This window comes from Hymenobacter nivis, from assembly GCF_003149515.1.
GTDB classification, from domain to species: domain Bacteria; phylum Bacteroidota; class Bacteroidia; order Cytophagales; family Hymenobacteraceae; genus Hymenobacter; species Hymenobacter nivis.
In genome coordinates, this window is record NZ_CP029145.1 from 680,447 (window position 1) to 701,720 (window position 21,274).

Sequence of the window (21,274 nt, forward strand, 5' to 3'; positions counted from 1 at the left end):
TACTGCTGCGGGAGAGATGCTTCGACTTCGCTCAGCATGACGTTCAATCTTGAATTTCCGGACTCCCTAAACAGCGTCATGAGTGAATGGCTGAATTTCATTCACCCATTCCTCCATTCACCCCCCCCCCCCCCCGCTCAGTCGCTGCTGGAAGGCATCCAGGAACTGGCCCACGTGGTAGCCGTCGGCCAGGGCGTGGTGCACATTCACGGCCACGGCCATGCGCCGGGTGGCCCCGGCGGCGTATACCTGGCCGAAGGAAAGCTTGGGGCAGCTGTCGAGCCCCCCGAAGCTGCGGGCGTGGGTGAGGCCGGTGAAGCGCACCCACGGAATGGCCGAGCAGTGCAGCACGTCGGGCCGGCCGGTGCGCTCGGTCAGGTTGAGGCCGCCGATGGCCTGCACGGCCGCAATTTCAAGCTGGGCCCCGGCTACGAAATCGGCCAGGGCCGGCTGCTGCTCGATGAAGGAAAAGCCGAACGTATGGTCGGGTCGGCCGATGGTGGCCGAGGCGTGCACCCGGTCGTAGGCCACTACCTGGCTCGGTTCGATGCGGTGCCGGAACTCGGGCACTGCGTTGGCGGCCTCCACGGCGTGGTAGAGGTAGTAGAGGAAAAACGACATGCCGAGGCGCTTGGCTTCGGCTTGGGCCGGTGTGCAGTCCACGTCGGCCACCAGCCCGAAAAACGGCTCGTCAAACTTCGAAAAGAACTCGTAATGCTCGCGGCGGGGCCAGGTGGCCAGGTCAATGGGCTGCTTCATGGGGCGCAAGTTCGGTACTTTTGGGCCCTGGCTGGCCCGGTGCGGCCGGTTGGCCCGCTCACGCCCCTGTTTATTTAGGCCCCGGCCCCAGCTCATTGCCTTTGACGCCGCCGACCCGCCCTGGCCCAACCAGCCGTACTTCGACCACGTGGAAACCCAGCTGGCGGCCATCCTGGCCCGGTGCGGCGCGGCCGACGCCATCGGGGCCCAGCTCTACGCGGTGCAGCGCGCCAACCTGCACCTGTTCGGCTATGGTGCCAAATCCCTGATGCTGAATATGATTGAAACCGCCATCCAGCTCACCGACGGGGCCGTGACGGGGCGCGAGATTCCGTAGCTGCTCGACCTGGGTAAGCGCCTGCTCGACTTCCCCATCGAGCCGCTGCCCGGCGTGGTGGCGGTGCTGGCTCACCTGAATTAATCTGCCCGAAATAGCCCCGCCCGGACTACCCCAGGGCCCGCCCGAAGGCGGCCAGCAGCTGCCCCAGCGTCAGGGGTTGCGGGCCCCCGGCGATGCACAGGTGGCCGGTGCCAGTATCGCCGAGCAGCGCCACGGCGGCCTGCACGCTGGCAGTGCCGGGCAGTGTGGGGGCCCCGGCGGGCGCCGGCGGGCCGTCAAATTCCACGAAGGGCAGCACCTCGGCCAGCGTCGTCACGCGCATTTGCAGGGCCAGCCGCTCGGCCTGGAAGAAGCGGCGCACGAAGTCGTTAGCGGGCTGGAGCAACAAGTCGCGTGGGGGCCCCAGCTGCTGGATTTTGCCATTATTCAGCAGCATGATGCGGTCGGCCAGCTCGAAGGCTTCGGTCACGTCGTGGGTCACGAGCACCACGGTTTTGCGGCGCAGCTCATCCAGCTCGCGGAAGTCGCGGCGCACGGCGGCGCGGGTGATGGGGTCGAGGGCCCCGAAGGGCTCGTCGAGTAGAATCACGGGCGGGTCGGCGGCCAAGGCCCGGGCCAGGCCCACGCGCTGCTGCTGCCCGCCCGAGAGCTGCGCCGGCAGCATCCCGGCGAAGCGGGCAGCGGGCAGGTGCAGGCGCTCCAGCAGCTCGATGGTGCGGGCGGCGGTTTCGGCGGCCGGGCGGCCCAGCAGGCCGGGCACCACGCCAACATTCTGGGCAACAGTGTAATGCGGCAGCAAGCCCACTTGCTGGATGACGTAGCCGATGCCGCGCCGCAGGGCCTCGGGGGCCTGCTGGCGCACGTCGCGGCCGTTGATTTCGATGGTGCCGCCGTCGGGCTCGATGAGGCGGTTGAGGGTTTTGAGGAGCGTGGTTTTGCCGCAGCCGCTGGGGCCCAGCAGCACCAGCGTTTCGCCGGCGGCTACCTCAAACGAAAGGTCATCGACCACCACCTGGGCCCCGAAGCGCTTGGTGAGGTGCGAAACGCGGATGACGGGTAGGGGCGGAATATCGGGCATGAGCAGGCGGCAAGATACGGCGGCTCCTTGCCTGCCATTACCCGCATCGGCCGGGGCCCCGCCGGGCCACCCTACAAAAACGCCCCTGCCAGTGGGGATAGGGGCGTGGCAAAAGCGAAGCTAGCCCGGACGTTATTCCACTACCAAACGCTGGGTGCGCGTGGTGCCGCCGGCCGCGGCTTGCAGCAGGTAGAGGCCGGGCGTGAGGCCATCGAGCGCTACGGCGGGCCCGGCGGCGGTGCGTACCAGCCGGCCCTGCGCATCGAAAAAGCGCACGGCGGTACCGGCGGGCAGGCCCGGCAGCTGCACTTGGCCGTGGGCGGGGTTGGGGGCCAGCTGCCAGCCGGCGGCCGCGCTGGCGGCCGCGGTGGCCAGCGCGGTGCCGCCGAACGGAATGTAAATGGGCAAGAGGTTGGCATTGTCCTGCCCGAGCTGGCCCTGGTCGTTGTATCCCCACTCCCAGAGCGAGCCGTCGGCCTGGATGGCCGCGGTGAAGGAGCTGCCGGCTGACGTGCTCAGCCAATTGGTGCCGCTGCCGATTTGCAACGGCACCAGCTGCGCGGCCGTCGTGCCGTCTCCCAACTGGCCGTAGTAGTTGTTGCCCCAAGCCCAAAAGGTGCCGTCGGTGCGGATGGCCACGGTGCGGCCGTCCGCGGCACCCGCAGCCACCCGCAGCCACGTAGCAGCGGTGCCAACTTGCACGGGCGTGGTTTGGGCGGTGGTGGTGCCGGTGCCGAGCTGGCCGCCGCTGTTGCTGCCCCAGGTCCAGAGGGTGCCGTCGGTGCGCACCGCTACGGAATGGTTAGCACTGGCGCTCGCGCTGCGCCAGTTGGCATCGGTGCCCACCTGCACGGGGCCCTGGAACCGCTCGGAGTTGAGGCGATGCCCTTGCTGCCCGCCCCCGCCCGCCCGCAACCCCTGGCGGAACGGGTGCTCACCACGGACCGCGGGGCCCTGCCCCGTCAGCTCAACTGGTCCGGCACCGCTCCCTGCCCCCCTATCGGGTGCCGGGTAGAGGTCAACAGCAACGGCATCGCCCTCGGCGAAGGCACGGTACGCTTTTACTACTACGCCCAGGGCGAGCTTGGCTGTGTGGTGGCCTTAGACAACGTGCCGCCCTTCCTGGCCCTCGTGCTGAGCCCCGACACCCAACTCGCGCACTTCTGGGGCGAAGCGCTCGAACGACTCGACCAGGGCGAGGAGCCCGAGGAAGCGGATGAGGACGAAACCCGGGCCCGGGAGCAGGCCGAGAATACCGCCGCGGCCGAAACGGCCGCCGCCGCCGCCGCAGAAGCGTTTACCAGCCCGGGGATGCCCGGGGCCGGTCACGATGAGTTCACCGTTCATTGATGCGCCTGCTTTGCCGGGCCTTCCCCCTGGCCCTGGTGCTGTGCACCTTCGCAAGCTCCGCAATTTAGGCCCAGAACCCCGCCCGGAACCTGGACCGGGACCTGGCCGACGGGCGTCTGCTGCGCAACGTCGAAGACCTGGCTGATGTCACCAGCCGGGTCCTGCGCCTGCGGCCCGTGCGGTTTCAGCTGCAGTCCCCGGCGAGCCCCTTGCTGCTCGGGCCCGTGCGACTCGGCTTCGTGGCCCAGGACCTGGCCCGCGTCTACCCCTCGCTCGTTGTGCGCGACTACGACACGGCGGGCACCCTGCGCGTCGAATATGGTCAGCTTATTCCCGTGCTGACCCGCGCCTTTCAGGAACAGCACGAACTGCTGCTGCTCATGCAGTAGCAGATTCTACTCGAACAGCGGCAGGTGCTGGCCCTGAAGACGGAGATTGGCCGGCTCACTGTGGGCCTGGCCGTGGCTACCGGTACGCCTGCGGCCAGAGCGGACAAAACCCAGCTGCTTACGGCCCAGGTCGCTGACCCTCAGAGCGCCGTCCAACAGCTGCAACGCGTGCTGGCGCAGCTTACGCCCAACCGCTGAGCATAAGGACGTTGCCTACGCAGGCTTTTTGCTATCGTATTCAAGAAAAATAAAGGCCAGGTTAACGGCGATGAGGTAGCCAAAGGCCAGGTGGGCGTTCACAAATAAAAGGCCCAAAGCGGGCACGTAGGCAATCAACTTCTGAGCGACTGAGATCTTCAGTACAGTACGGGGCATGAGCCTTCAGTTTTAGGAGCGTAGAAGCCGTGAAGATAAGCAACTCACCTCAGCCAAGCCCGCCCCAAGGGCGAGGGCGTAATTAAGTAGCCTTTCCTGCCCTGTTCTTACTAAAAAAGCCCCCCGGAAGGGGGCCAGTGGGTTGGCGGTGCTCCCGTTGCCGGCCCACCGAGTTATTGCCCCAGGCCCAGAGTGTGCCGTCGGTGCGGATGGCCAGGGTGTGGTAGTAGCCAGCGCTGACGCTCTGCCAGTTGGTGGCCGTTCCTACCTGAACCGGCGTCGTTCGCAAGGTCGGGCCGCCCGCGGTGCCGGTGCCCAGTTGGCTGTAGTAGTTGCTGCCCCAGGTCCAGAGCGTGCCGTCGGGGCGCACCGCTACGGTGTGCTCGTAGCCCGCCGCGATGCGCTGGGCCCTGCCCGGGCCGGCAAACAGCCCCAGCACTAGCAGCAGAGCCCATAATCGCAAGGTAAAAAGTGGAATCATTTAAGCTAACTGAAAAAAAGGTGGTGGGAAATACTGAAACCAGCGCAGGTAAAAAACCTGGCGAACGTTGCAAAGCACCAGGGCGGCGGCTGAGTGCCGGCGGCTAAGGCTCCAGTACCTTCGGCCCGGTCCAAATACCCCTTTCCCCATGCACCACCGCACCCTCGGCAAAACCGAGTTTTCTGTTTCTGAAATCAGCTTCGGCACCTGGCAGGTGGGCGGCAAGTGGGGCGAGCCCTTCTCCGACGCCACCGCCGACGCCATCCTCGACGCGGGCGCCGATGCCGGCGTCAACTTCATCGACACGGCCGACGTGTACGGCGACGGGGCCAGCGAGGCCGCCGTGGGCCGGCTGGTGCGCCGCCGCTCCGAGCGCATCTTCGTGGCCACCAAGTACGGCCGCCGCCTCCAGCCCCACACCAACGAAGCCTACCAGCCCGCTGCCCTGCGCGGCTTCGTGGAGGACAGCCTGCGCAACACAGGCCTCGACACCCCCGACCTAATGCAGTTGCACTACCCACCTACTGACGTGTTCTACCGCCCCGAAATATTTGAGCTGTTCGATAAGCTGCGCGAATAGGGCAAAGTGCAAAACCTGGGCGTGAGCGTGGAGCGCATGGAGGAAGGCCTCAAGGCCTTGGAGTACCCCAACGTAGCCACGCTGCAAGTCATCTTTAACCTGTTCCGCCAGTGCCCCGCCGAGCTGCTCTTCCAGGAAGCCAAGCGGTGCGACGTGGGCATCATCGTGCGGGTGCCGCTGGCCAGCGGGCTGCTCACGGGCAAGTTTGGGCCCCAGACCGAGTTTACGGCCGACGACCACCGCCACTTCAACCGCGACGGCGCGGCCTTCGACAAGGGCGAAACCTTCGCCAGCGTGGACTACGCCACCGGCCTGGCCGCCGTGGAGGAGCTGAAGGCCGCGGTCCCCGGCGCGGGGGCCCTGGCCGCGGCGGCCCTGCGCTGGGCGCTGATGTTCGACGAAGTGAGCTGTGTGATTCCGGGGGCCTCGCGCCCCGAGCAATTGGAGAGCAACCTGCGCGCCGCCGACCTGCCCGCCCTAGAAATCGGCCAAATGGCCGCTGTCGCGATGTGCACCAGCGCCGCATCCGGTCGTTGGTGCACCAGCTGTGGTAAGGTAGGGCCCCAGGCCGTCATGCTCATCTGGCGTCCGCGCAGTCGAAGCATCTCTACCGCGTAAATATACCCATGCGATTGGGTTAGCGGCGCGGGAGAGATGCTTCGACTGCGCGGACGCCAGATGAGTATGACGTCTTTTATTGCGTAGCTGAACTGCTCGCAACACACCAAAAACCACCCGGCGCGCGTTGGCCCGGGGCCCGAAACGGCCTGTCTTGGCCTTGCGCGCCATTCTTGTCTACTTTTGAGGCCTCCCGGGCCCCTCGCGGCCCCTTCACGCTACCATTTCCCGATGAAGCTATTTTCCCGGCTGGCGCTGGCCGCCACGCTCACGGCGGCGGCCCCGGCGGCCGCCCTGGCCCAGCAAACCCAGGTGTTTGCTAATGACGAGCGGTTTTTCCAGGAAGGGCTCGAACTCTTCGATCGCCAGCAGTACGGGGCCGCCCAGCTCGCTTTCCAGCAGTACCTGGCCGTGGAGCCGCGCCGCACCGGCCGCCAGGAGCCCCTGGCCCGCGACCGCACCGCCGACGCCGAATATTACTACGCCGTGAGCGGCCTTTACCTGCTGCACCCCGACGCCGAGGGCCTCGTGCTGGCCTTCGTGGCCGCCCACCCGGCCCACCCGCGCGCCGCGGTGGCCTATTTTGAGCTGGGCAAGTTCTACTTCGACCAGCAGAACTACCCGCAGGCCATTGCCTACTTCCAGAAGGTGGCCCCCGCCAACCTCAGCGACGGGCAGCGGGCCGAGTCCGACTTTAAGCTGGCCTACAGCCACTTCCAGCAGAAGGACTACGACCAGGCCCGCCTGCTGTTCGACCGCAGCAAGCAGGTCCAGGGGCCCTACCGCTACGCCAGCGCCTACTACGCCGGCTACCTCGGCTACCGCGCTGGGGCCTACGCCGCCGCTCGCGCCGACCTGGCCGTGGCCGAGCAGAACGACGACTACAAGCCCGTAGTGCCCGCCATCATGACGCAGATTTACTACAAGGAAGGCGACTACGACGGCCTGATTGCCTACGCCACGCCCCGCCTGCGCCAAACCCCGCCGCCCCAAAATGCCGACGAAATCCAGCTGCTGGTGGGCGACGCCTACTACCAGAAAGCAGATTATAAGCAGGCCGTGGGCTACTACGACCAGTTTGCCGCCGCCCGCAAAAACAAGATTGAGCCGGCGGTGCAGTATAAAATCGGCTTTGCCAACTACAAAACCGGCGACTACAAGGGCGCCATCACCAACCTGCGCGCCGTGGCTGCCCGCCGCGATACCCTGGGCCAGAACGCCGCCTACCACTTGGGCCTGAGCTACCTGCAAGCCGGCCAGAAGCCCCAGGCCGTCACGGCCTTCGAGGCCGCCCGCCAGGGCCCTGTGCAAAAGGACGTGGCCGAAAACGCCACCCTCAAGCTCGCCCAGGTGCAGGCCGAGCTGGGCAACCAGGCCGAAGTAGTGGCCGTGCTCCGGGACTTCCGCCGCAAGTTCCCGCGCTCGGCCAACCAGGCCACCGTGGACGACCTGTTGAGCACCAGCTTTCTGGCCTCCACCGACTACGCCGCGGCCATCGACTACCTCGAAGGCCTCGACGACCGGGGCCCCAAGCTGAACGCCACCTACCAGCGCGTGACCTACGCCCAAGCCGCTACATTATACAACGCCGGGCAGTACGACCCGGCGCTAGCGCTGCTCGACAAGTCCTTGAAATACCCTTCGGACGAGGCGCTGCGGGCCGCGGCGCAGGTGCTGAAGGGCGAAATTTACAGCGTGGGCCAGCGCTATCCCGAGGCTGCCACGGCCTACGCCGCCGCCGCCCGCACCGTGCGCCAGGGCGGCGTGGCACCCGACGAAGTGGCCTTCGAGCAGCGCGCCCGCTACGGCCTCGGCTACGCCTACTATAATACGAAGCAGTACGCCCAGGCCCGGCCCCAGTTCCAGGCCTACCTGGCGGCCGACGACGCCAGCAAAACCCGCGACGCCAACTACTACGACGCCACCCTGCGCCTGGCCGACCTCAGCTACGTGGCCAAAAGCTACGCGCCCGCGCTGGCCGGCTACGACAAGGTGATTCAGGCCAACGCCTCTGATAAGGACTACGCCTACTACCAGAAGGGCGTGACGCTGGGCCAGATGGGCCGCCGCGCCGAGGCCGACCAAACCCTGGCCACGCTGCTGCGCACCAGTCCCACCTCGCGCTACGCCGAGCAGGCCGCGTTTCAGCAGGCCCAACTGGCGTTCGAGGCCGGCGACTACCAGCCCGCGGTGGATGGCTTCACGAGGCTCATCAGCGGCCGGCCCAGCAGCCCGCTCGTGCCCCAGGCTCTGCAAAAGCGCGGCGTGGCCTACGCCAACCTGCAAAAGCAAGACGCCGCCGTAGCCGATTTCCGCCGCGTGCTGACGGATTTCCCGCGCTCGGACGCCGCCAACCAGGCCATCTACAGCTTGCAGGAAAGCCTGGCCGCGCAGGGTAAAACGGAGGACTTCGACGGGGCCCTGGCCGCCTTTAAGGCCCAGAACCCCGATAGCAAGGCTACCGAAAGCGTGGAGCTGGAAGCGGCCAAGTCGCTGTACCTGGCCGAGAAGTACCCCCAGGCCATCCAGCGCCTGGAAGGCTTCCTCAAGCAGTACCCCGACAACGCCCTGGGTGCCAACGCCCGCTACTACCTGGCCGACTCGTATCTGAAAACCGGTAACAAGGCCGAGGCCCTGCCGCGCCTGCGCGCCGTGGTGGCCGAGAACAAGAGCGAGTTTGTGAATAGGGCCCTGGGCCGCGCCGCCGACCTCGACCTCGAAACCCAGAACTACCCCGAGGCCATCCAGTTCTACACCCAGCTGCGCACGGCCAGTACCAACCGCCGCGAGGTAGCCAACGCCACCCTGGGCCTGCTGAAGGCTGAGTACGAAAGCGCCGACTACCCCGCCACCCGCCGCGTGGCTGAGGAGCTGCGTATCCAGGCTGGGGCCCCCGCCAGCGCCACCAATGCCGCGCTGCTGTACCTGGGCAAGGCCAGCTACCGCGCCGGGGCCCTCGATCAGGCCGCCACCGAGTTGGCCGCCGCCGTGGCCGCCGCGCCCGGCGACGTCATCGGGGCCGAGGCCAACTACCTGTTGGCCGACACCCAGTTCAAGCAGAAGCAGTACGACGAGGCTCTGAAAACGGCCCTGCGCAACAACAGCGACTACGGTAACTTCGAGCTGTGGCAGGGTCGGGCCTTCCTGCTGGTGGCCGATGTGTATGCCGCTCAGGGCGACAACTTCCAGGCCCGTGGCACGCTGAACTCCATCATCGACAACAAATTTCCGGTGGCTGAAATCGTGGCTGGCGCCCGCGAAAAGCTGGCCGCCCTGGGCCCCGACGATGCCGCTGCCCCAGCCAAAACCACCCCCGCCCGGCCCGCCAAGGCCGCGCCTGCCAAGCCCGCGCCGGCCCCCGCCAGGGGCGCGGCCGGGGCCCCGCGCAGCCAGCCGGCCGCGCCCCGCAGCGGTCTGTTGCCGGCTGCCACCCCCGCCGCCGGGGCCCCGGCCGATACGCTGCAACGCGCTGCCCCGGCCCCCGACAGCACCAGGCTCCGCTAGGCGCGAGCCCCATACTCTACTGTTTACTCAATTGCTAATGAAGCATTTATTAATTCGCCGCTTAAGTAAAGGTTTGCGCTTGCCGCTGGTGGGAGCGGGGGTGCTGGTTGCGGCCGGGGCCCTGTCCGCCCAGGCCCAGGCCACCAAGCCCCGCAAGGGCGGCACCATTCAGGAGGCGGAGATTGAGATTGTGAAGGACCGCGTGAACGAGCTGGGCACGGCCACCCGCAACTTCGATAAAGCTGCGGTGCCCGCCCCGCCCAAAACAACGCGCGCCCCTGCCTACACCTTTCCCGATTTCCGGCTGCCGCCCGACCGCCTCGTGCCCTCGGTGCAGGTGCTCACCATCAAGCAGGAGGAGCTGACGCCGCTCACCGGCAACTTACTCAAGGCGGGCATTGGCAACTATGGCACGTTCTACGGCCGCGCCTACCTGCACAGCGCCCGCAGCACCGACCACAGCTACGGCCTCGACCTCAAGCACATCAACTCCCTGACCGGGCCCGTGGACGGCCGCAACTCGGGCGTGTCGCAAACCAGCGCCGCCCTCACCGGCGAAATTTACCGCGGCAATGCGGCCTTCGGCGGGGCCCTCGACGTGAGCCGCGAGCGGTACAACTTCTACGGCTACACCGGGCCGGCCACCTCGCCGGTGCCTCAGCCCACGCCCGACGCCGGCGACCTTAAGCAGGTATTCACCCGCTTCGGGGCCCGGGCCTACGCCCGCAACCAGGCCCCCAGTGCCGCCCTGCAATACGACCTGGGCGTGGGCTACAAGTACTGGAACGACCATTTTTCGGCCTCCGAAAGCAACGTGCTGCTGAACGCCAAGCTCGGCTACGCCCTGAGCGACGACAGCCGCTTCGTGCTGAACGGCGACGCCTCCTTCATCACCGACAAGGACTCGGCCACCCGCTCGCGCAACTTCGTGCAGGTGACGCCGGCCTACGAGGTGAAGCGTGACCGCCTGAACCTGGCCCTGGGCCTCACCCTGGGCTACTCTTCCGACCTGCTCAATGGCGTGAGCCGCGGGGCCGTGTATCCGGCCATCCGGGTGGGCTACGCCGTGGTGCCCGAGCAGTTCACCGTGTACGGGGGCCTGGGCGGGGCCATCCAGCGCGTGACGCGCAACGACATCACCGCCGAAAACCCCTGGCTGAACCGCAACGTGTACGTGGCCGACACCCGCCGGGGCCCTACCGTGTACGCGGGCTTCACCGCCGCCCCGGCGCGCGGCCTGGCGCTGAACGGCCGCCTGACCTTCAGCCGCGACAAGAACCTGTACTTCTACCTCAGCGACCCCTTGCACCAGGATAAATTCAACTTGGTGTACGACGACGAGGGCACCACCAACGTGAACCTGCACGCCGAGGCCCTGTACGGCACGGGTGAAAAATTCCGCGTGGGGGCCCGGGCCGACTACAACCACTACGGCACCCGGGCGCTGGCCCAGCCCTACGGCCGGCCCGAGTTCCAGGCCACTATGTTCGGCACCTACAACGTATCGGAGAAGCTGCTGCTGGGCCTCGAAACTTACTTCTACTCGGCCAGCTACAGCGTCAGCTACGTCAACCAGGTGCCCGATTTTTACCGCGCCACGTCGCCGATTTACGACCTCAACCTGCGCGCCGATTACCGCATTACGTCAAATTTATCCATCTTTGCAATGGGTAATAACCTCGCCAACCGCCAATACCAGCGGTTTTACCGCTACCCCGTCAAGGGAATTAACATCATCGGCGGGGTGACTTACACGTTTTAAAGATTTAATTGTCGCTGGTTGAATTGTTGATTGTTAAGCGCTTACTGCCGGGCTAACGACCCGCGCTGGGAAGCGACCTTGAACAGCCAATCCTTGCCCCAGCCGCCGCCCAACGCCACTCTCTATGCACCTCGCCGACCACATCCGCCCCCTGCTCCGCGACCACGACTGCGTGATTATTCCGGATTTTGGGGGCCTGGTGGCCGACGCCGTACCAGCCCGCGTGCAGGCCAACCGCCACGCTTTAAGCCCGCCGGCCCGCCTCGTGGCCTTCAACCAGGCCCTTACCCGCAACGATGGCCTTCTCGTGGACGCCCTGGCCCAGCACTTGGGCGTACCCACCGCGCAGGCCCGCGAGGCCCTGCGCACCGCCGTAGCCGGCTTACAGCACGACCTGGACGCCACCAGCCGCACCGAACTGCCGGGCATCGGCGTGTTCCGCCGGGCTGCCGGCCGCGGCCTCTCGTTCGAATACACCGGCACTGATACGCTGCTGCCCGCCGCCTACGGGTTGCCCGAGCTGGCGGCGCGGCCCGTGCGCGCCGCGGCCCGCACCGGGGCCCGGGCCCCGCAGGTGCTGCCCGCGCCACGCCTGCACCCGTCCCGGCCCACCCGCCGCCGCGTGTTCAGCTACGCGGTCATCGGCCTGGTGGCCGGGCTGGTGGTGTCGGCCAACTACTTGTTTGCCCTGCACACGGGCTACATTCCCGTGGCCTGGCAGAGCCGCCTGCCGCTGTGGGCCAATGCCCGCCCCGCCACGCCGGGGCCCCAGCAGGCCGGCCTGGCCCGCCAAACCTGGAACGCAGTGCCCGTAGTCCCTACGGCTATCGTTGTGCCCACCGCTGCGGCCCCCAGCCTGTTGGCCGAGGCCAACGCCCTGGCCGCGACCCCTGAAATCCCCGCGCCGGTACCCGCCGCTAAAGCGGTGGCCGCGCCCATCACTGTTGCGAAAACCGCAGCTCCTGCGGCCAAGCCAGTAGCAGCCGTCGCCAAGCCTGCGGCGGTTAAGCCGGCCGTGGTAGCAGCAGCCAAAGTTGCGCCGGCCGCCGCCAAAGCTGCTCCGGTAGCCGCTGTGTTTAGCACCACAATTAATGCGCCCACGGGCCGTTACTACATCGTGGGCGGCAGCTTCCGCACGTTGGCGGCGGCGCAGGTGCAGCGGCAGGCGTTGGCCAAGCTGGGCCACCGCTCGCGCGTGGTGCTGCCCCGGTTCAGCGGCCATAAAATCAAGGTTTCCATCGACGACTACGCCGACAAGCTGACGGCCGAGCGCGAGGCCCAGCGCATGCGCACCCAAACCCACCTGGGGAAAGACCTCTGGGTGCTGGCTAATTAAAGCTACTTCGTACGAATGTCCATTTTCCTGTTGCAGGTTACCAACGCGGCGATATCAGCCGCCCCCGATTCTGTAAACGCGGCCGTGAACGCCGCTAACCAAGCCGACGGTGGGCTCTCGCTCATCGACCTGATTCTGAAGGGCGGCTGGATCATGCTGCCCCTGTTCATTCTGCTGTTCGTTTCGGTCTATATCATCCTGGAGCGCTACCTCACCATCCGCAAGGCCGGGGGGCAGCCCGAGTCGTTCATGAACGGCATCCGGGCCCTGATGGTGAAGAGCGACATCCAGGGCGCCAAGCTGCTGTGCGCCCAAAACCCCTCGCCGCTGGCCCGCATGGTCGAGAAAGGCCTGCGCCGCCTGGGCCTGCCGCTCACCGAAATCGAAGCCAGCGTGGAAAACGTGGGTAAGATTGAAATCGCCCGCCTCGAAAAGAATATCAATATCCTGGGCATCATCGCCGGCATCGCGCCCATGCTAGGCTTCGTAGGCACGATCATCGGCGTAATTAAAATCTTCTACGCCATCAACGCCACCGGCGACTTCGGCATCGCCCAGATTGCCGGGGGACTCTACACCAAGATGGTAACTTCGGCCGCGGGCCTTATCGTGGGCATCATCGCCCACGCCGGCTACCACTGGCTCAGCATCCTGGTCGAGCGCATGGTGTTCCGCATGGAAAACTCGGCCATCGAGTTCATGGACATTTTGCAGGACAATTAGTGAATGAGTGAATGAGCGAATGAGTGAGGTTTTCGTTTCCAGCGTTACCTCGCTTACTGGCTCTTAACAACTCACTCATTCGCTCATTCACTCACTCATCGCATGAATCTTTCCCGCCGCCATCGCCTGACCTCGCACGTCGAAACTGGGTCGATGAACGACATCATGTTTTTTCTGATGCTGTTCTTTCTCATCGTCAGCACGATGGTGAACCCGAACGTCATCAAGCTGTTGCTGCCCAATGCTAAAAGCAGCAAGCAGGTGATGAAGCAGCCTATCACCGTATCGGTGGATGCCGCGGGGGCCTACTTCGTCAACAAGAAGCCCGTGCAGCCCACCGAGCTGGAAACGGAACTGACGGCCCTCATCGGCAAAAACAACCTCGACACGCCCACTGTGGTGCTGCGCGTCGATGTCTCGCAAAACGTGCAAAAGCTGGTTGACATCCTGGAAATTGGGAACCGTTTGAAGATCAAAATGGTGATGGCTACCCAGGCTCAGCAGGCTGCTAGGAAATAGCTTGGCTTTAGCTGATACCTATCAGCAGTTAGCTCTCGTTTAAGAAGCAGTAAACCACAAGCTAACAGCTGACAGCTAGTAGCTAACCGCTCAAAAGCAATGGCCCTCGATTATCCCGAACAGCACCGCCGCGAGGCCCTGATTGGTACCGTGGCCATCCACGTGGCCCTGGTGCTATTTTGCCTGTTCACCGTATTCAGGGGCCCCAACCCGCCGCTTGATGAGATTGCCACGCCCGGCGGCGGCGGCTTGGAACTTAACTACGGCGTGGACGCCGCCGGCAGCGGCGACGTGCAAACCACGGCTACCGCCAACGCCTCGCCCAACCGCCAGGACAGCCGCCCGCCCGCCGCCGCGCCCGAGCCCCGGCCCGTAACAGCCGTGGCCCCGGCCACGCCCACGCCCCCGGCCGCCGAAAAAATCATCACCAGCGACGCCGAGGAAAGCCCCGTGACTGCTCCCGTGGTGGCCACGCCCGCGCCGCCCAAGGTGGAAGTAAAGGAAGTGCCTAAGCCGGCCCGCAAGGTGGCCGTCACATTCTCGCCCAAGGGCACGGCCACCGGCGGCGGCAACGGCGTGAACGGCAGCAGCACCGCGCCCACTGGCAACAGCAACGGCGACCGCCCCGGCACCGTGGGCGACCAAGGCGACCCGCGCGGCTCGCTGAACGCTAAGGCACTGTACGGCAGCGGCAATGGCGACGGCGACGGCTCGGGCGGCGGCAGTGGCCGGGGCCGCGGCAACGGCAGCGGCGACGGCTTGGAAATGAGCGGTTGGGCAGCGGCGGCGGTGCCCAAGGTGGCCGCCGTGGATGATAACTCGGGCATCGTACGCTTTCGCATCAAAATCGATGAAAACGGCGAGGTGGAAGGCGTCACCAAGGTATCGGGCAACGTGTCGCCGGCCCAGGAAAAGCTGTGCCGCGACGCCCTGCAAAACGCCAGCTTCCGGCGCACCAATAACGGCAGCGGCGGAGCCACGGGTTTCTACACGTTCAAAATATCGGTGCAATAACCTGCCATTTAGAGCAGTTTCCAAGCAAGTGTATAGGGCGGGCTACCGGCTTTTCGCCGGCTGTCCGCTCGCCTTTCGCGCCGGTAGTTCTACCGACGAGCGGACAGCCGGCGAAAAGCCGGCAGCCCGCACCCAATAAGCTGTACACTGACTTGGAAACCGCTCTAAAAATTAACATCTATCATTTAACAGTTGGACTCTGACCGTTTGATTGACTGTAGATTGTTAAATGATAAATGTTAATTGTTAAATGAACTACGAAGAAACTCTGGCTTTCCTTTACGCACAACTACCCATGTACCAGCGGGTAGGGGCGGCGGGCTTCAAAAAAGGGTTGGGTAACACCGAGGCCCTGCTGGCGGCCATGGGCCACCCGGAGCGGCGCTTCCGCAGCGTGCATGTGGCGGGCACTAATGGCAAGGGCAGCAGCTCGCACCTGCTGGCGGCGGTGCTGCAAAGTGCGGGCTACCGCGTGGGCCTCTACACCTCGCCGCACCTGCGCGCTTTTACCGAGCGGGTGCGCCTGAACGGGCAGGAACTGGCTCCCGAGTACCTGGTGGTGTGGGTGGAAAAGTGGCGCGGCCTATTTGCCGACGTGCAGCCCTCATTTTTTGAAATGTGCGTGGCCCTGGCCTTTTGCTACTTCGCCGATGAAGCCGTGGACGTGGCCGTGGTGGAAGTGGGCCTGGGCGGCCGCCTCGATTCCACGAACGTCATCACGCCGCTCGTGTCGCTCATCACCAACATCAGCTACGACCACCAGGCCCTGCTGGGCGACACGCTGCCCGAAATTGCGGGCGAGAAAGCGGGCATCATCAAGCCCGGCGTGCCGGTGGTCATCAGCCAAACGCAGCCCGAAGTAGCGGCCGTATTCGCGGCCAAAGCCGCCGCCGAAACCGCGCCCCTCACCTGGGCCGACCGCGTGTACGCCGTGGTGCCGGGGCCCGCCGGGGCCCCAGCGGACACGGCGGCGGGCACCCAGCTTTTCGACGTTGCGCGCGCCGGGGCCTCGTACCTGCCCAGCGCCGCCCTGGGCTTGCTCGGCGACTACCAGGCCCTGAACCTGCCCGGCGTGCTGGCCGTGCTCGACGAGCTGCGGACCCAGGGCTTTGCGCTGCCCGAGGCCGCCGTGCGCCAGGGCCTGCGCGACGTGGGGCCCCTCACCGGCCTGCGCGGGCGTTGGAGCATTCTGGGCCACGCGCCGTTGGTAGTGGCCGACACGGGCCACAACGAGGCCGGCCTGCGCCTGGTGATGCAGCAGCTGCTGCGCGTGCCGCACGAGCGGCTGCACCTGGTCATCGGCACGGTGAACGACAAGGACGTGGGGCCCGTGCTGGCACTGCTGCCGCCCGACGCCACGTATTATTTTTGCCAGGCCGATATCCCCCGGGCCTTGCCGGCCGATGAGCTGGCGGCCCGCGCCGCCGCCGCGGGGCTGGCCGGCCGCTCCTACGGCCCGGTAGCCGCCGCGGTAGCCGCCGCCCGTGCCGCCGCGGGCCCCGCCGACGTGGTGTTCATTGGCGGTAGCACCTTCGTAGTGGCCGAGGTGGCCGAGCTGTACCAATAGCCTGTAGCGCAGCTGTAGCTAAAGTCTGCGCTACGGCCGTTCAGCCGGCCCTATAACTTTCATCCATTACTCTGCTTACTTTCCTGCTTTGCCCCGCGTCAAACTCCACCGCTTTGCTGACAACGCCACCCGCCCCGACGTCATCGAGCCAGGTAAATCCGAATTTGGGACCTTGGCGGGCCGCTGGCGGGCCGATTTCTTCCATAACGACCACCCGCTGACCCTGGAAATGGGCTGCGGCAAGGGCGAGTACACCGTGGGCCTGGCCCAGCGGCACGCGCAACGCAACTTTTTGGGCCTCGACATCAAGGGCGAGCGGCTGTGGTCGGGCAGCACCCGGGCCGCTGCCCTGGGCCTGGCCAATGTGGGCTTCGTGCGGGCCCAGGCCGAGGCCCTAACGGCGCAGTTCAGCCCCGGGGAGCTGGGCGAAATCTGGATTACGTTTCCGGACCCGCGGCCGCGCGACCGCGACATCAAGCGCCGCCTCACTTCGCCGCGCTTCCTCAACCAGTACCAGGAGCTGCTGGCCGCCGGGGCCCCGCTGCACCTCAAAACCGACAACGACGGCCTGTTCGACTACACCCTGGAAATCCTGGCCGCCCGCCCGGGCACGGCCGTGGAGGTGAGTACCCGCGACCTGTACGCCGAGCAGGGCCCCGGATTTGCCGAGGCCCAGGCCATCCAAACCAACTTCGAGGGCAAGTACCGCGCGGTGGGCGTGCCCATCAAGTACCTGCGGTTCCGGCTGAGTTAGGGCCCCAGGTCAGCCAGTTTTGCCCAGGTGTAAGATGCCGTTGCCCGGGCTCCGGGCCCCAAAACTAATACTCCGGCGCACCGCTCATTGGGCGGTGCGCCGGAGTATTAGTTTTGGGCCATTACAGGGTACTTAAGATGAATTTGGCGTTGATTACGTGTTCGTTGGCTTCGCTGAGGGAGTTGAACACGTAGCGCACGCGCCCTTCGCCGTCGAGCACGTAAGTGACGCGGCCCGGGAGCAGGCCCAGCGCGGCGCGGGGCACGGCGTACTTCTTGCGCAGCTGCCCGCCGTTGTCGCTGAGGAGCGGAAACGGCAGGTCGTACTTGGCGGTAAACTGGCGGTGCGAGCGTTCGGAGTCGGAGCTGATGCCGATGACTTCCGCGCCCAGGGCCGCAAAGTCTTGGTACTGGTCGCGGAACGAGCAGGCTTCCTTGGTACAGCCCGACGAGCCGTCTTTGGGGTAGAAGTACAGCACCACGGGGTGGCCGCGGTGCTCACTGAGCTTGAAGGTGGTGCCGGCGGTGGTTGGCAGGTCGAAGTCCGGCGCCAGGTCGCCCACGCGCAGGGCGTGGGCGAGGCCGTCGGCCAGAATCGGCCGCAGGTGCACGTTGAGCTGGAGCTGGTTGGGGCCCAGGGGTAGGGTGAGGTCTTCGCAGCCGCCGTAGCCCGCCACCAGTGTGTTGGGGGTGCGGGTGGGTAGCTCCAGCGTGAAATTACCCGCCGCGTCGGTACTGACCACCTGGCTCGTACCCTTGACCAGCAGCGTGGCCCCCGGCAAGGGGTTGCCCTCGGGGTCGAATACCCGGCCTGCCAGGCGGTAGGTCAGGGCCGGCGCGGAGGATCCCGTATTTCCCTGCATGGCGAGCAAGGCGGCGGACGGACGGGTTTTAACGGTTTGCGCCTGCCCGGCGAAGACGGTGCCAAGGGCAAGGACGAAAGCGAGCGAGTAGTTCATGGGGAGCGAAGAGTTGGACCACCTACGCTCCAGGTGCCGCGGCCAGTTTGCCGCCCCACTTGCCCACTCGGCCAACGGCTACTTATTCCTCGTAAAATGCTCGAATAACCAGGCGAAAGGCGCCCCGCCTTCGCCAAGCGATAGGGCCCAGTTGGGCCCCTGGGCGTGCAATTTGCCGTGCAGCTTGGGACCGCGGGGCCCCAACTGGGCCCTATTCCACTGCCTCCAGGGCCTCAAAAATCTCTTCCAAACCGGTGAAATCGCGCAGGCCGGGCTTGAGCTCGTCGCCGCCTTGCAGCACCAGGCCGGCCGGGCGCACGCCGTCGAGCAGGCCGGGCAGGTCGGCGGCGGCGAAGTCGCCGCCCAGCCACAGCGGAAACTGCCGGGCCAGGGCCTCCAGCTGCGCCTGCCAGCCCACGAGGTCGGCCCCAGCGGGCAGCGTGACCAGCAGGGCCCCGCCGGTGGGGGCGAAGTCGGCGCTGCGCAGCTCGTGGGCCAGGTCGGGGTCGATGAGCGCCTGCAGAGCGGTGAAGAGGTCGGTTTCGCGCAGCACCGGGAAGGGCAGGGGCTCGTGCATACCGGGGATGAAAAAGGGTGCGTCGTGCAGCAGTACCCGGTCGAGGCCGCAGGCGGCGGCCACGGCCACGAGCTGCGCGGGGTCGGCGTTGCCGAACTCGCCGATGAGCTCCACGCCCGCCACCCAGCCGGCCAGCTCCCGGGCCGTGGCGGGGTCGATGGCGCCGGGTAGCTCGGGGTCGAGGGTGAAGATGAGGCCGTCGGCGCCCATGCCGGCGCAGTAGCGCGCGTCGGATAAGTTGTTGATGCCGCGGACGAGGACGGGGATGCGAAGGGCCATGGTTTGAATGTGAAGAGGCGGAGGAATATGGCAGATGTGGTAAATGATACCGGGGCAAAGGTCGCACGGACAAATCTTCATTTGCCTATGCCCTTCACATCTGCCGCATTCACTTACATCCCTCACATCCTTTGCATTCCCCCACATTCTTCACATTTTACTATCCGCCGTACCTTTGCGTTTCGAACCGCAGCCAAACCATTCACCTTTCGGGTGCTGTTCAGAACCAAATGGAAAACAACCCCAAAGGCCGCGTTCTCGTGGCCATGAGCGGTGGCATCGACTCGTCGGTGGCCGCCGTGCTCCTGCACGAGCAGGGCTACGAAGTGGTCGGTATGACCATGAAAACCTGGGACTACGCCTCGGCGGGCGGGTCGAAAAAGGAAACCGGCTGCTGCTCCCTGGACAGCATCAACGATGCCCGGCAGATTGCCGTGGACCTGGGCTTCCCGCACTACATCATTGACATCCGCGAGGAATTCGGCGATTTCGTCATCAACAACTTCACCGATGAGTACCTGGCTGGGCGCACGCCCAATCCCTGCGTGCTCTGCAACACCCACATCAAGTGGGACGCGCTGCTACGCCGGGCCGACCAGCTCGGCTGCCAGTTCATCGCCACGGGCCACTACGCCCAGGTGCGGCAGGGCGCTGATAGTGGGCGCTTTATCGTGAGCAAAGGCCTGGACGACAACAAGGACCAGAGCTACGCGCTGTGGGGCGTGAGCCAGGCTAGCCTGAGCCGCACGCTGTTTCCGCTGGGCCAGATGCGCAAGACCGAGATTTACGACGAGGCCCGTCGCCGCGGCTTCACCGCGCTGGTGAACAAGCCCGAGAGCTACGAAATCTGCTTCATCCCCGACAACGACTACCGGGGCTTCCTGCGCCGGCGTGTGCCAGGCTTGGAGGCCCGCGTGGCCGGCGGCCGCTTCGTGGATAAAAAAGGGGTCGAGCTGGGCCGCCACGAGGGCTACCCGTTCTACACCATCGGGCAGCGTAAGGGGCTGGGTATCGCGCTGGGCTTCCCGGCCTACGTGACGGAAATCCGGCCCGATACCAACGAGGTGGTGCTGGGCAACTACGACGACTTGGCCAGTACGGCCACCGTGGTGGGCCAGCTTAACCCCGGCAAGTATGCCACCTTGGAGGGGCACGGCCTGGTGCCGGCCGTGGTGAAGGTGCGCTACAACCACGACGGGGCCCCCGCGTTCCTGGAAGAAGTAGGCGGCAAAATCCACGTCTATTTCGAGGAGCCCGTGCACGCCATTACCCCGGGCCAGGCGGCCGTATTCTACGAAGGCGACGACGTGCTGGGGGGCGGCTGGATCGAGCGCCACGTCATCGGCGAGGCGCCCGTGCCGTTTGCCCACGCCGCCGCGCCGGTGGCGTAGGGCCCCGGCAGGCGGCCACCGCGCCAAGATAAAAAAGCCAGGATAAAATAAGATTATTGGCGGGTTGCGGAAGAATTCTACGGGTCTTCGGCGGCCCGCCAATAACTTGCCGGCTGTTCCCGTTTATTCGCTGTTCTATTGTCTATTCTACCGATTGCTATGCGTTTACGCTACCCGCTCCTGAGCGCTGCCGGGGCCCTGTTGGCCTTGGCCGGGTGCCGCACCCAAGATTCGCCCGCGCCCGACCTGGGCAACACCTACTACCCCGTGGCCGTGGGCACCTACCGCGCCTACCAGGTGGTGGACACGACCTGGAATAACTACGTACGAACGGTGGGCACGCCCTACCAGCTGCGCGAGGCCATCACGGGCACCTACGCCGACGCCGCCGGCCAACTGGCCTACCGCGTGGAGCGCGCCCGCCGCGCCACCACTGCCGATGCCTGGGTGGCCGACAGCGTGTTTGCCCTGAGCGTGAGCCTCAACGCCGTGGTGCTGAACCGCGGCAACAAGCGCACCGTGGAGGCGGTATTTCCGGCGCGCACCGGCCGTATCTGGAACTTCAACGCCTTCAACAACAACTCGGCCGACACGGTGAACGCCGACACCCGCAGCTACCGCCGCGTGGGGGCCCCCTACACCACGGCGGTGCCCGGCGGCACGGCCCGCGCCTACCCCACCACGGCCACCGCCGTGGACACGGCCCTGAACAACACCAACGTGTACGAAGACAACCTCTACTACCTGCGCACCTACCAGCAGGTACTGGCCCAGGGCGTGGGGCCCGTGCTGCGGCGGCGGCGGCGCTTCATCTACACCGGCGGCACGAGCGGCGCGCTGCCGGTGCCGGGCCAGGTGTTCGCCGGCTACATCCACCGCGAGACCCTGATTGACGCCGGCAACCTATAAGCTGCGCTTTG

At 66.0% G+C, this 21,274-nt stretch carries 21 protein-coding genes and 2 pseudogenes; 16 read left to right on the top strand and 7 right to left on the bottom strand.

Going from position 1 to position 21,274, the window contains the following annotated elements; all coding sequences use genetic code 11:
- Positions 1-117: 117 nt before the first annotated feature.
- Complete coding sequence (locus DDQ68_RS02805) at positions 118-759, bottom strand: chloramphenicol acetyltransferase (RefSeq protein ID WP_109654629.1); 642 nt, start codon at positions 757-759, stop codon at positions 118-120.
- Between DDQ68_RS02805 and DDQ68_RS02810 the strand changes: the two genes are divergently transcribed.
- A complete protein-coding gene (locus DDQ68_RS02810) occupies positions 758-1,096 on the top strand; it encodes a hypothetical protein (RefSeq protein WP_109654631.1) in 339 nt (112 codons plus the stop codon). The two genes, DDQ68_RS02805 and DDQ68_RS02810, sit on opposite strands and share 2 nt — an antisense overlap.
- A 109-nt stretch (positions 1,097-1,205) precedes the next feature.
- Here the strand turns inward: DDQ68_RS02810 and DDQ68_RS02815 are convergent, their stop codons facing one another.
- Entirely contained in the window at positions 1,206-2,177 is a 972-nt protein-coding gene (locus tag DDQ68_RS02815) for an ABC transporter ATP-binding protein (RefSeq protein ID WP_109654633.1), read from the bottom strand.
- A 132-nt stretch (positions 2,178-2,309) separates the two neighbouring features.
- The gene (locus tag DDQ68_RS02820) at positions 2,310-3,092 is read right to left on the bottom strand and encodes a T9SS type A sorting domain-containing protein (protein WP_109654635.1); all 783 of its coding nucleotides are present in this window, start codon (positions 3,090-3,092) and stop codon (positions 2,310-2,312) included.
- Between DDQ68_RS02820 and DDQ68_RS02825 the strand changes: the two genes are divergently transcribed.
- The 4 genes and pseudogenes from DDQ68_RS02825 to DDQ68_RS22445 all read left to right on the top strand — a co-directional run bounded on the left by DDQ68_RS02825 (position 3,060) and on the right by DDQ68_RS22445 (position 4,114).
- Positions 3,060-3,527: a hypothetical protein gene (locus DDQ68_RS02825; RefSeq protein WP_162549763.1), complete on the top strand. Its 468-nt coding sequence runs from the start codon at positions 3,060-3,062 to the stop codon at positions 3,525-3,527. The two genes, DDQ68_RS02820 and DDQ68_RS02825, sit on opposite strands and share 33 nt — an antisense overlap.
- A 167-nt stretch (positions 3,528-3,694) precedes the next feature.
- Positions 3,695-3,745: pseudogene (locus tag DDQ68_RS24920) on the top strand (hypothetical protein); the annotation flags it as partial.
- A 6-nt stretch (positions 3,746-3,751) separates the two neighbouring features.
- Positions 3,752-3,916: a hypothetical protein gene (locus DDQ68_RS23655; RefSeq protein ID WP_245897265.1), complete on the top strand. Its 165-nt coding sequence runs from the start codon at positions 3,752-3,754 to the stop codon at positions 3,914-3,916.
- 24 nt (positions 3,917-3,940) lie between these two features.
- Entirely contained in the window at positions 3,941-4,114 is a 174-nt protein-coding gene (locus DDQ68_RS22445) for a hypothetical protein (RefSeq protein WP_162549764.1), read from the top strand.
- 15 nt (positions 4,115-4,129) lie between these two features.
- On the opposite strand, the gene DDQ68_RS22450 is transcribed toward DDQ68_RS22445, so the two are convergent.
- Positions 4,130-4,291: a hypothetical protein gene (locus tag DDQ68_RS22450; RefSeq protein WP_162549765.1), complete on the bottom strand. Its 162-nt coding sequence runs from the start codon at positions 4,289-4,291 to the stop codon at positions 4,130-4,132.
- Between the two features lie 82 nt (positions 4,292-4,373).
- Entirely contained in the window at positions 4,374-4,754 is a 381-nt protein-coding gene (locus DDQ68_RS02835; RefSeq protein WP_211320222.1) for an RCC1 domain-containing protein, read from the bottom strand.
- Between the two features lie 166 nt (positions 4,755-4,920).
- Here DDQ68_RS02835 and DDQ68_RS02840 point away from each other — a divergent pair.
- From DDQ68_RS02840 to trmB, 9 genes and pseudogenes are all read left to right on the top strand, one after another.
- Positions 4,921-5,906 (top strand): annotated as a pseudogene (locus DDQ68_RS02840) (aldo/keto reductase).
- A 295-nt stretch (positions 5,907-6,201) separates the two neighbouring features.
- Positions 6,202-9,474, top strand: coding sequence for a tetratricopeptide repeat protein (locus DDQ68_RS02845; RefSeq protein ID WP_109654643.1), 3,273 nt, complete (start codon positions 6,202-6,204; stop codon positions 9,472-9,474).
- A 37-nt stretch (positions 9,475-9,511) separates the two neighbouring features.
- Entirely contained in the window at positions 9,512-11,236 is a 1,725-nt protein-coding gene (locus DDQ68_RS02850) for a TonB-dependent receptor (RefSeq protein ID WP_162549766.1), read from the top strand.
- Positions 11,237-11,360: 124 nt separating this feature from the next.
- On the top strand, positions 11,361-12,572 hold the full coding sequence (locus tag DDQ68_RS02855) for an HU domain-containing protein (protein WP_109654647.1): 1,212 nt from the start codon (positions 11,361-11,363) through the stop codon (positions 12,570-12,572).
- 15 nt (positions 12,573-12,587) lie between these two features.
- Positions 12,588-13,295 (top strand): MotA/TolQ/ExbB proton channel family protein, encoded by a 708-nt coding sequence (locus DDQ68_RS02860; RefSeq protein WP_109654649.1) that lies wholly within the window; start codon positions 12,588-12,590, stop codon positions 13,293-13,295.
- A gap of 102 nt (positions 13,296-13,397) precedes the next feature.
- Positions 13,398-13,814 (top strand): ExbD/TolR family protein, encoded by a 417-nt coding sequence (locus tag DDQ68_RS02865; protein WP_109654651.1) that lies wholly within the window; start codon positions 13,398-13,400, stop codon positions 13,812-13,814.
- A 99-nt stretch (positions 13,815-13,913) separates the two neighbouring features.
- The gene (locus tag DDQ68_RS02870; RefSeq protein ID WP_109654653.1) at positions 13,914-14,828 is read left to right on the top strand and encodes a hypothetical protein; all 915 of its coding nucleotides are present in this window, start codon (positions 13,914-13,916) and stop codon (positions 14,826-14,828) included.
- 250 nt (positions 14,829-15,078) lie between these two features.
- Complete coding sequence (locus DDQ68_RS02875) at positions 15,079-16,395, top strand: bifunctional folylpolyglutamate synthase/dihydrofolate synthase (RefSeq protein ID WP_109654655.1); 1,317 nt, start codon at positions 15,079-15,081, stop codon at positions 16,393-16,395.
- A gap of 88 nt (positions 16,396-16,483) precedes the next feature.
- On the top strand, positions 16,484-17,149 hold the full coding sequence (gene trmB / locus DDQ68_RS02880) for a tRNA (guanosine(46)-N7)-methyltransferase TrmB (RefSeq protein ID WP_109654657.1): 666 nt from the start codon (positions 16,484-16,486) through the stop codon (positions 17,147-17,149).
- Positions 17,150-17,270: 121 nt separating this feature from the next.
- Here the strand turns inward: trmB and DDQ68_RS02885 are convergent, their stop codons facing one another.
- Positions 17,271-18,107 (bottom strand): redoxin domain-containing protein, encoded by an 837-nt coding sequence (locus DDQ68_RS02885; RefSeq protein WP_211320223.1) that lies wholly within the window; start codon positions 18,105-18,107, stop codon positions 17,271-17,273.
- A 211-nt stretch (positions 18,108-18,318) separates the two neighbouring features.
- A complete protein-coding gene (locus DDQ68_RS02890; RefSeq protein WP_109654659.1) occupies positions 18,319-18,963 on the bottom strand; it encodes a hypothetical protein in 645 nt (214 codons plus the stop codon).
- A gap of 230 nt (positions 18,964-19,193) precedes the next feature.
- Here DDQ68_RS02890 and mnmA point away from each other — a divergent pair, with 230 nt between their 5' ends.
- Both mnmA and DDQ68_RS02900 read left to right on the top strand, forming a co-directional pair.
- Complete coding sequence (gene mnmA, locus DDQ68_RS02895) at positions 19,194-20,354, top strand: tRNA 2-thiouridine(34) synthase MnmA (protein ID WP_109654661.1); 1,161 nt, start codon at positions 19,194-19,196, stop codon at positions 20,352-20,354.
- A 159-nt stretch (positions 20,355-20,513) separates the two neighbouring features.
- Entirely contained in the window at positions 20,514-21,263 is a 750-nt protein-coding gene (locus DDQ68_RS02900) for a hypothetical protein (RefSeq protein ID WP_109654663.1), read from the top strand.
- Positions 21,264-21,274: the final 11 nt, after the last annotated feature.

Bases quoted from the DNA above. Each gene is read 5' to 3' on its own strand.
- DDQ68_RS02810 (WP_109654631.1), top strand. From the start codon at position 758: ATGGGGCGCAAGTTCGGTACTTTTGGGCCCTGGCTGGCCCGGTGCGGC.
- DDQ68_RS02805 (WP_109654629.1), bottom strand. From the start codon at position 759: ATGAAGCAGCCCATTGACCTGGCCACCTGGCCCCGCCGCGAGCATTAC.
- DDQ68_RS02815 (WP_109654633.1), bottom strand. From the start codon at position 2,177: ATGCCCGATATTCCGCCCCTACCCGTCATCCGCGTTTCGCACCTCACC.
- DDQ68_RS02825 (WP_162549763.1), top strand. From the start codon at position 3,060: ATGCCCTTGCTGCCCGCCCCCGCCCGCCCGCAACCCCTGGCGGAACGG.
- DDQ68_RS22450 (WP_162549765.1), bottom strand. From the start codon at position 4,291: ATGCCCCGTACTGTACTGAAGATCTCAGTCGCTCAGAAGTTGATTGCC.
- DDQ68_RS02845 (WP_109654643.1), top strand. From the start codon at position 6,202: ATGAAGCTATTTTCCCGGCTGGCGCTGGCCGCCACGCTCACGGCGGCG.
- DDQ68_RS02850 (WP_162549766.1), top strand. From the start codon at position 9,512: ATGAAGCATTTATTAATTCGCCGCTTAAGTAAAGGTTTGCGCTTGCCG.
- DDQ68_RS02855 (WP_109654647.1), top strand. From the start codon at position 11,361: ATGCACCTCGCCGACCACATCCGCCCCCTGCTCCGCGACCACGACTGC.
- DDQ68_RS02860 (WP_109654649.1), top strand. From the start codon at position 12,588: ATGTCCATTTTCCTGTTGCAGGTTACCAACGCGGCGATATCAGCCGCC.
- DDQ68_RS02865 (WP_109654651.1), top strand. From the start codon at position 13,398: ATGAATCTTTCCCGCCGCCATCGCCTGACCTCGCACGTCGAAACTGGG.
- DDQ68_RS02870 (WP_109654653.1), top strand. From the start codon at position 13,914: ATGGCCCTCGATTATCCCGAACAGCACCGCCGCGAGGCCCTGATTGGT.
- DDQ68_RS02875 (WP_109654655.1), top strand. From the start codon at position 15,079: ATGAACTACGAAGAAACTCTGGCTTTCCTTTACGCACAACTACCCATG.
- DDQ68_RS02885 (WP_211320223.1), bottom strand. From the start codon at position 18,107: ATGAACTACTCGCTCGCTTTCGTCCTTGCCCTTGGCACCGTCTTCGCC.
- DDQ68_RS02890 (WP_109654659.1), bottom strand. From the start codon at position 18,963: ATGGCCCTTCGCATCCCCGTCCTCGTCCGCGGCATCAACAACTTATCC.
- mnmA (WP_109654661.1), top strand. From the start codon at position 19,194: ATGGAAAACAACCCCAAAGGCCGCGTTCTCGTGGCCATGAGCGGTGGC.
- DDQ68_RS02900 (WP_109654663.1), top strand. From the start codon at position 20,514: ATGCGTTTACGCTACCCGCTCCTGAGCGCTGCCGGGGCCCTGTTGGCC.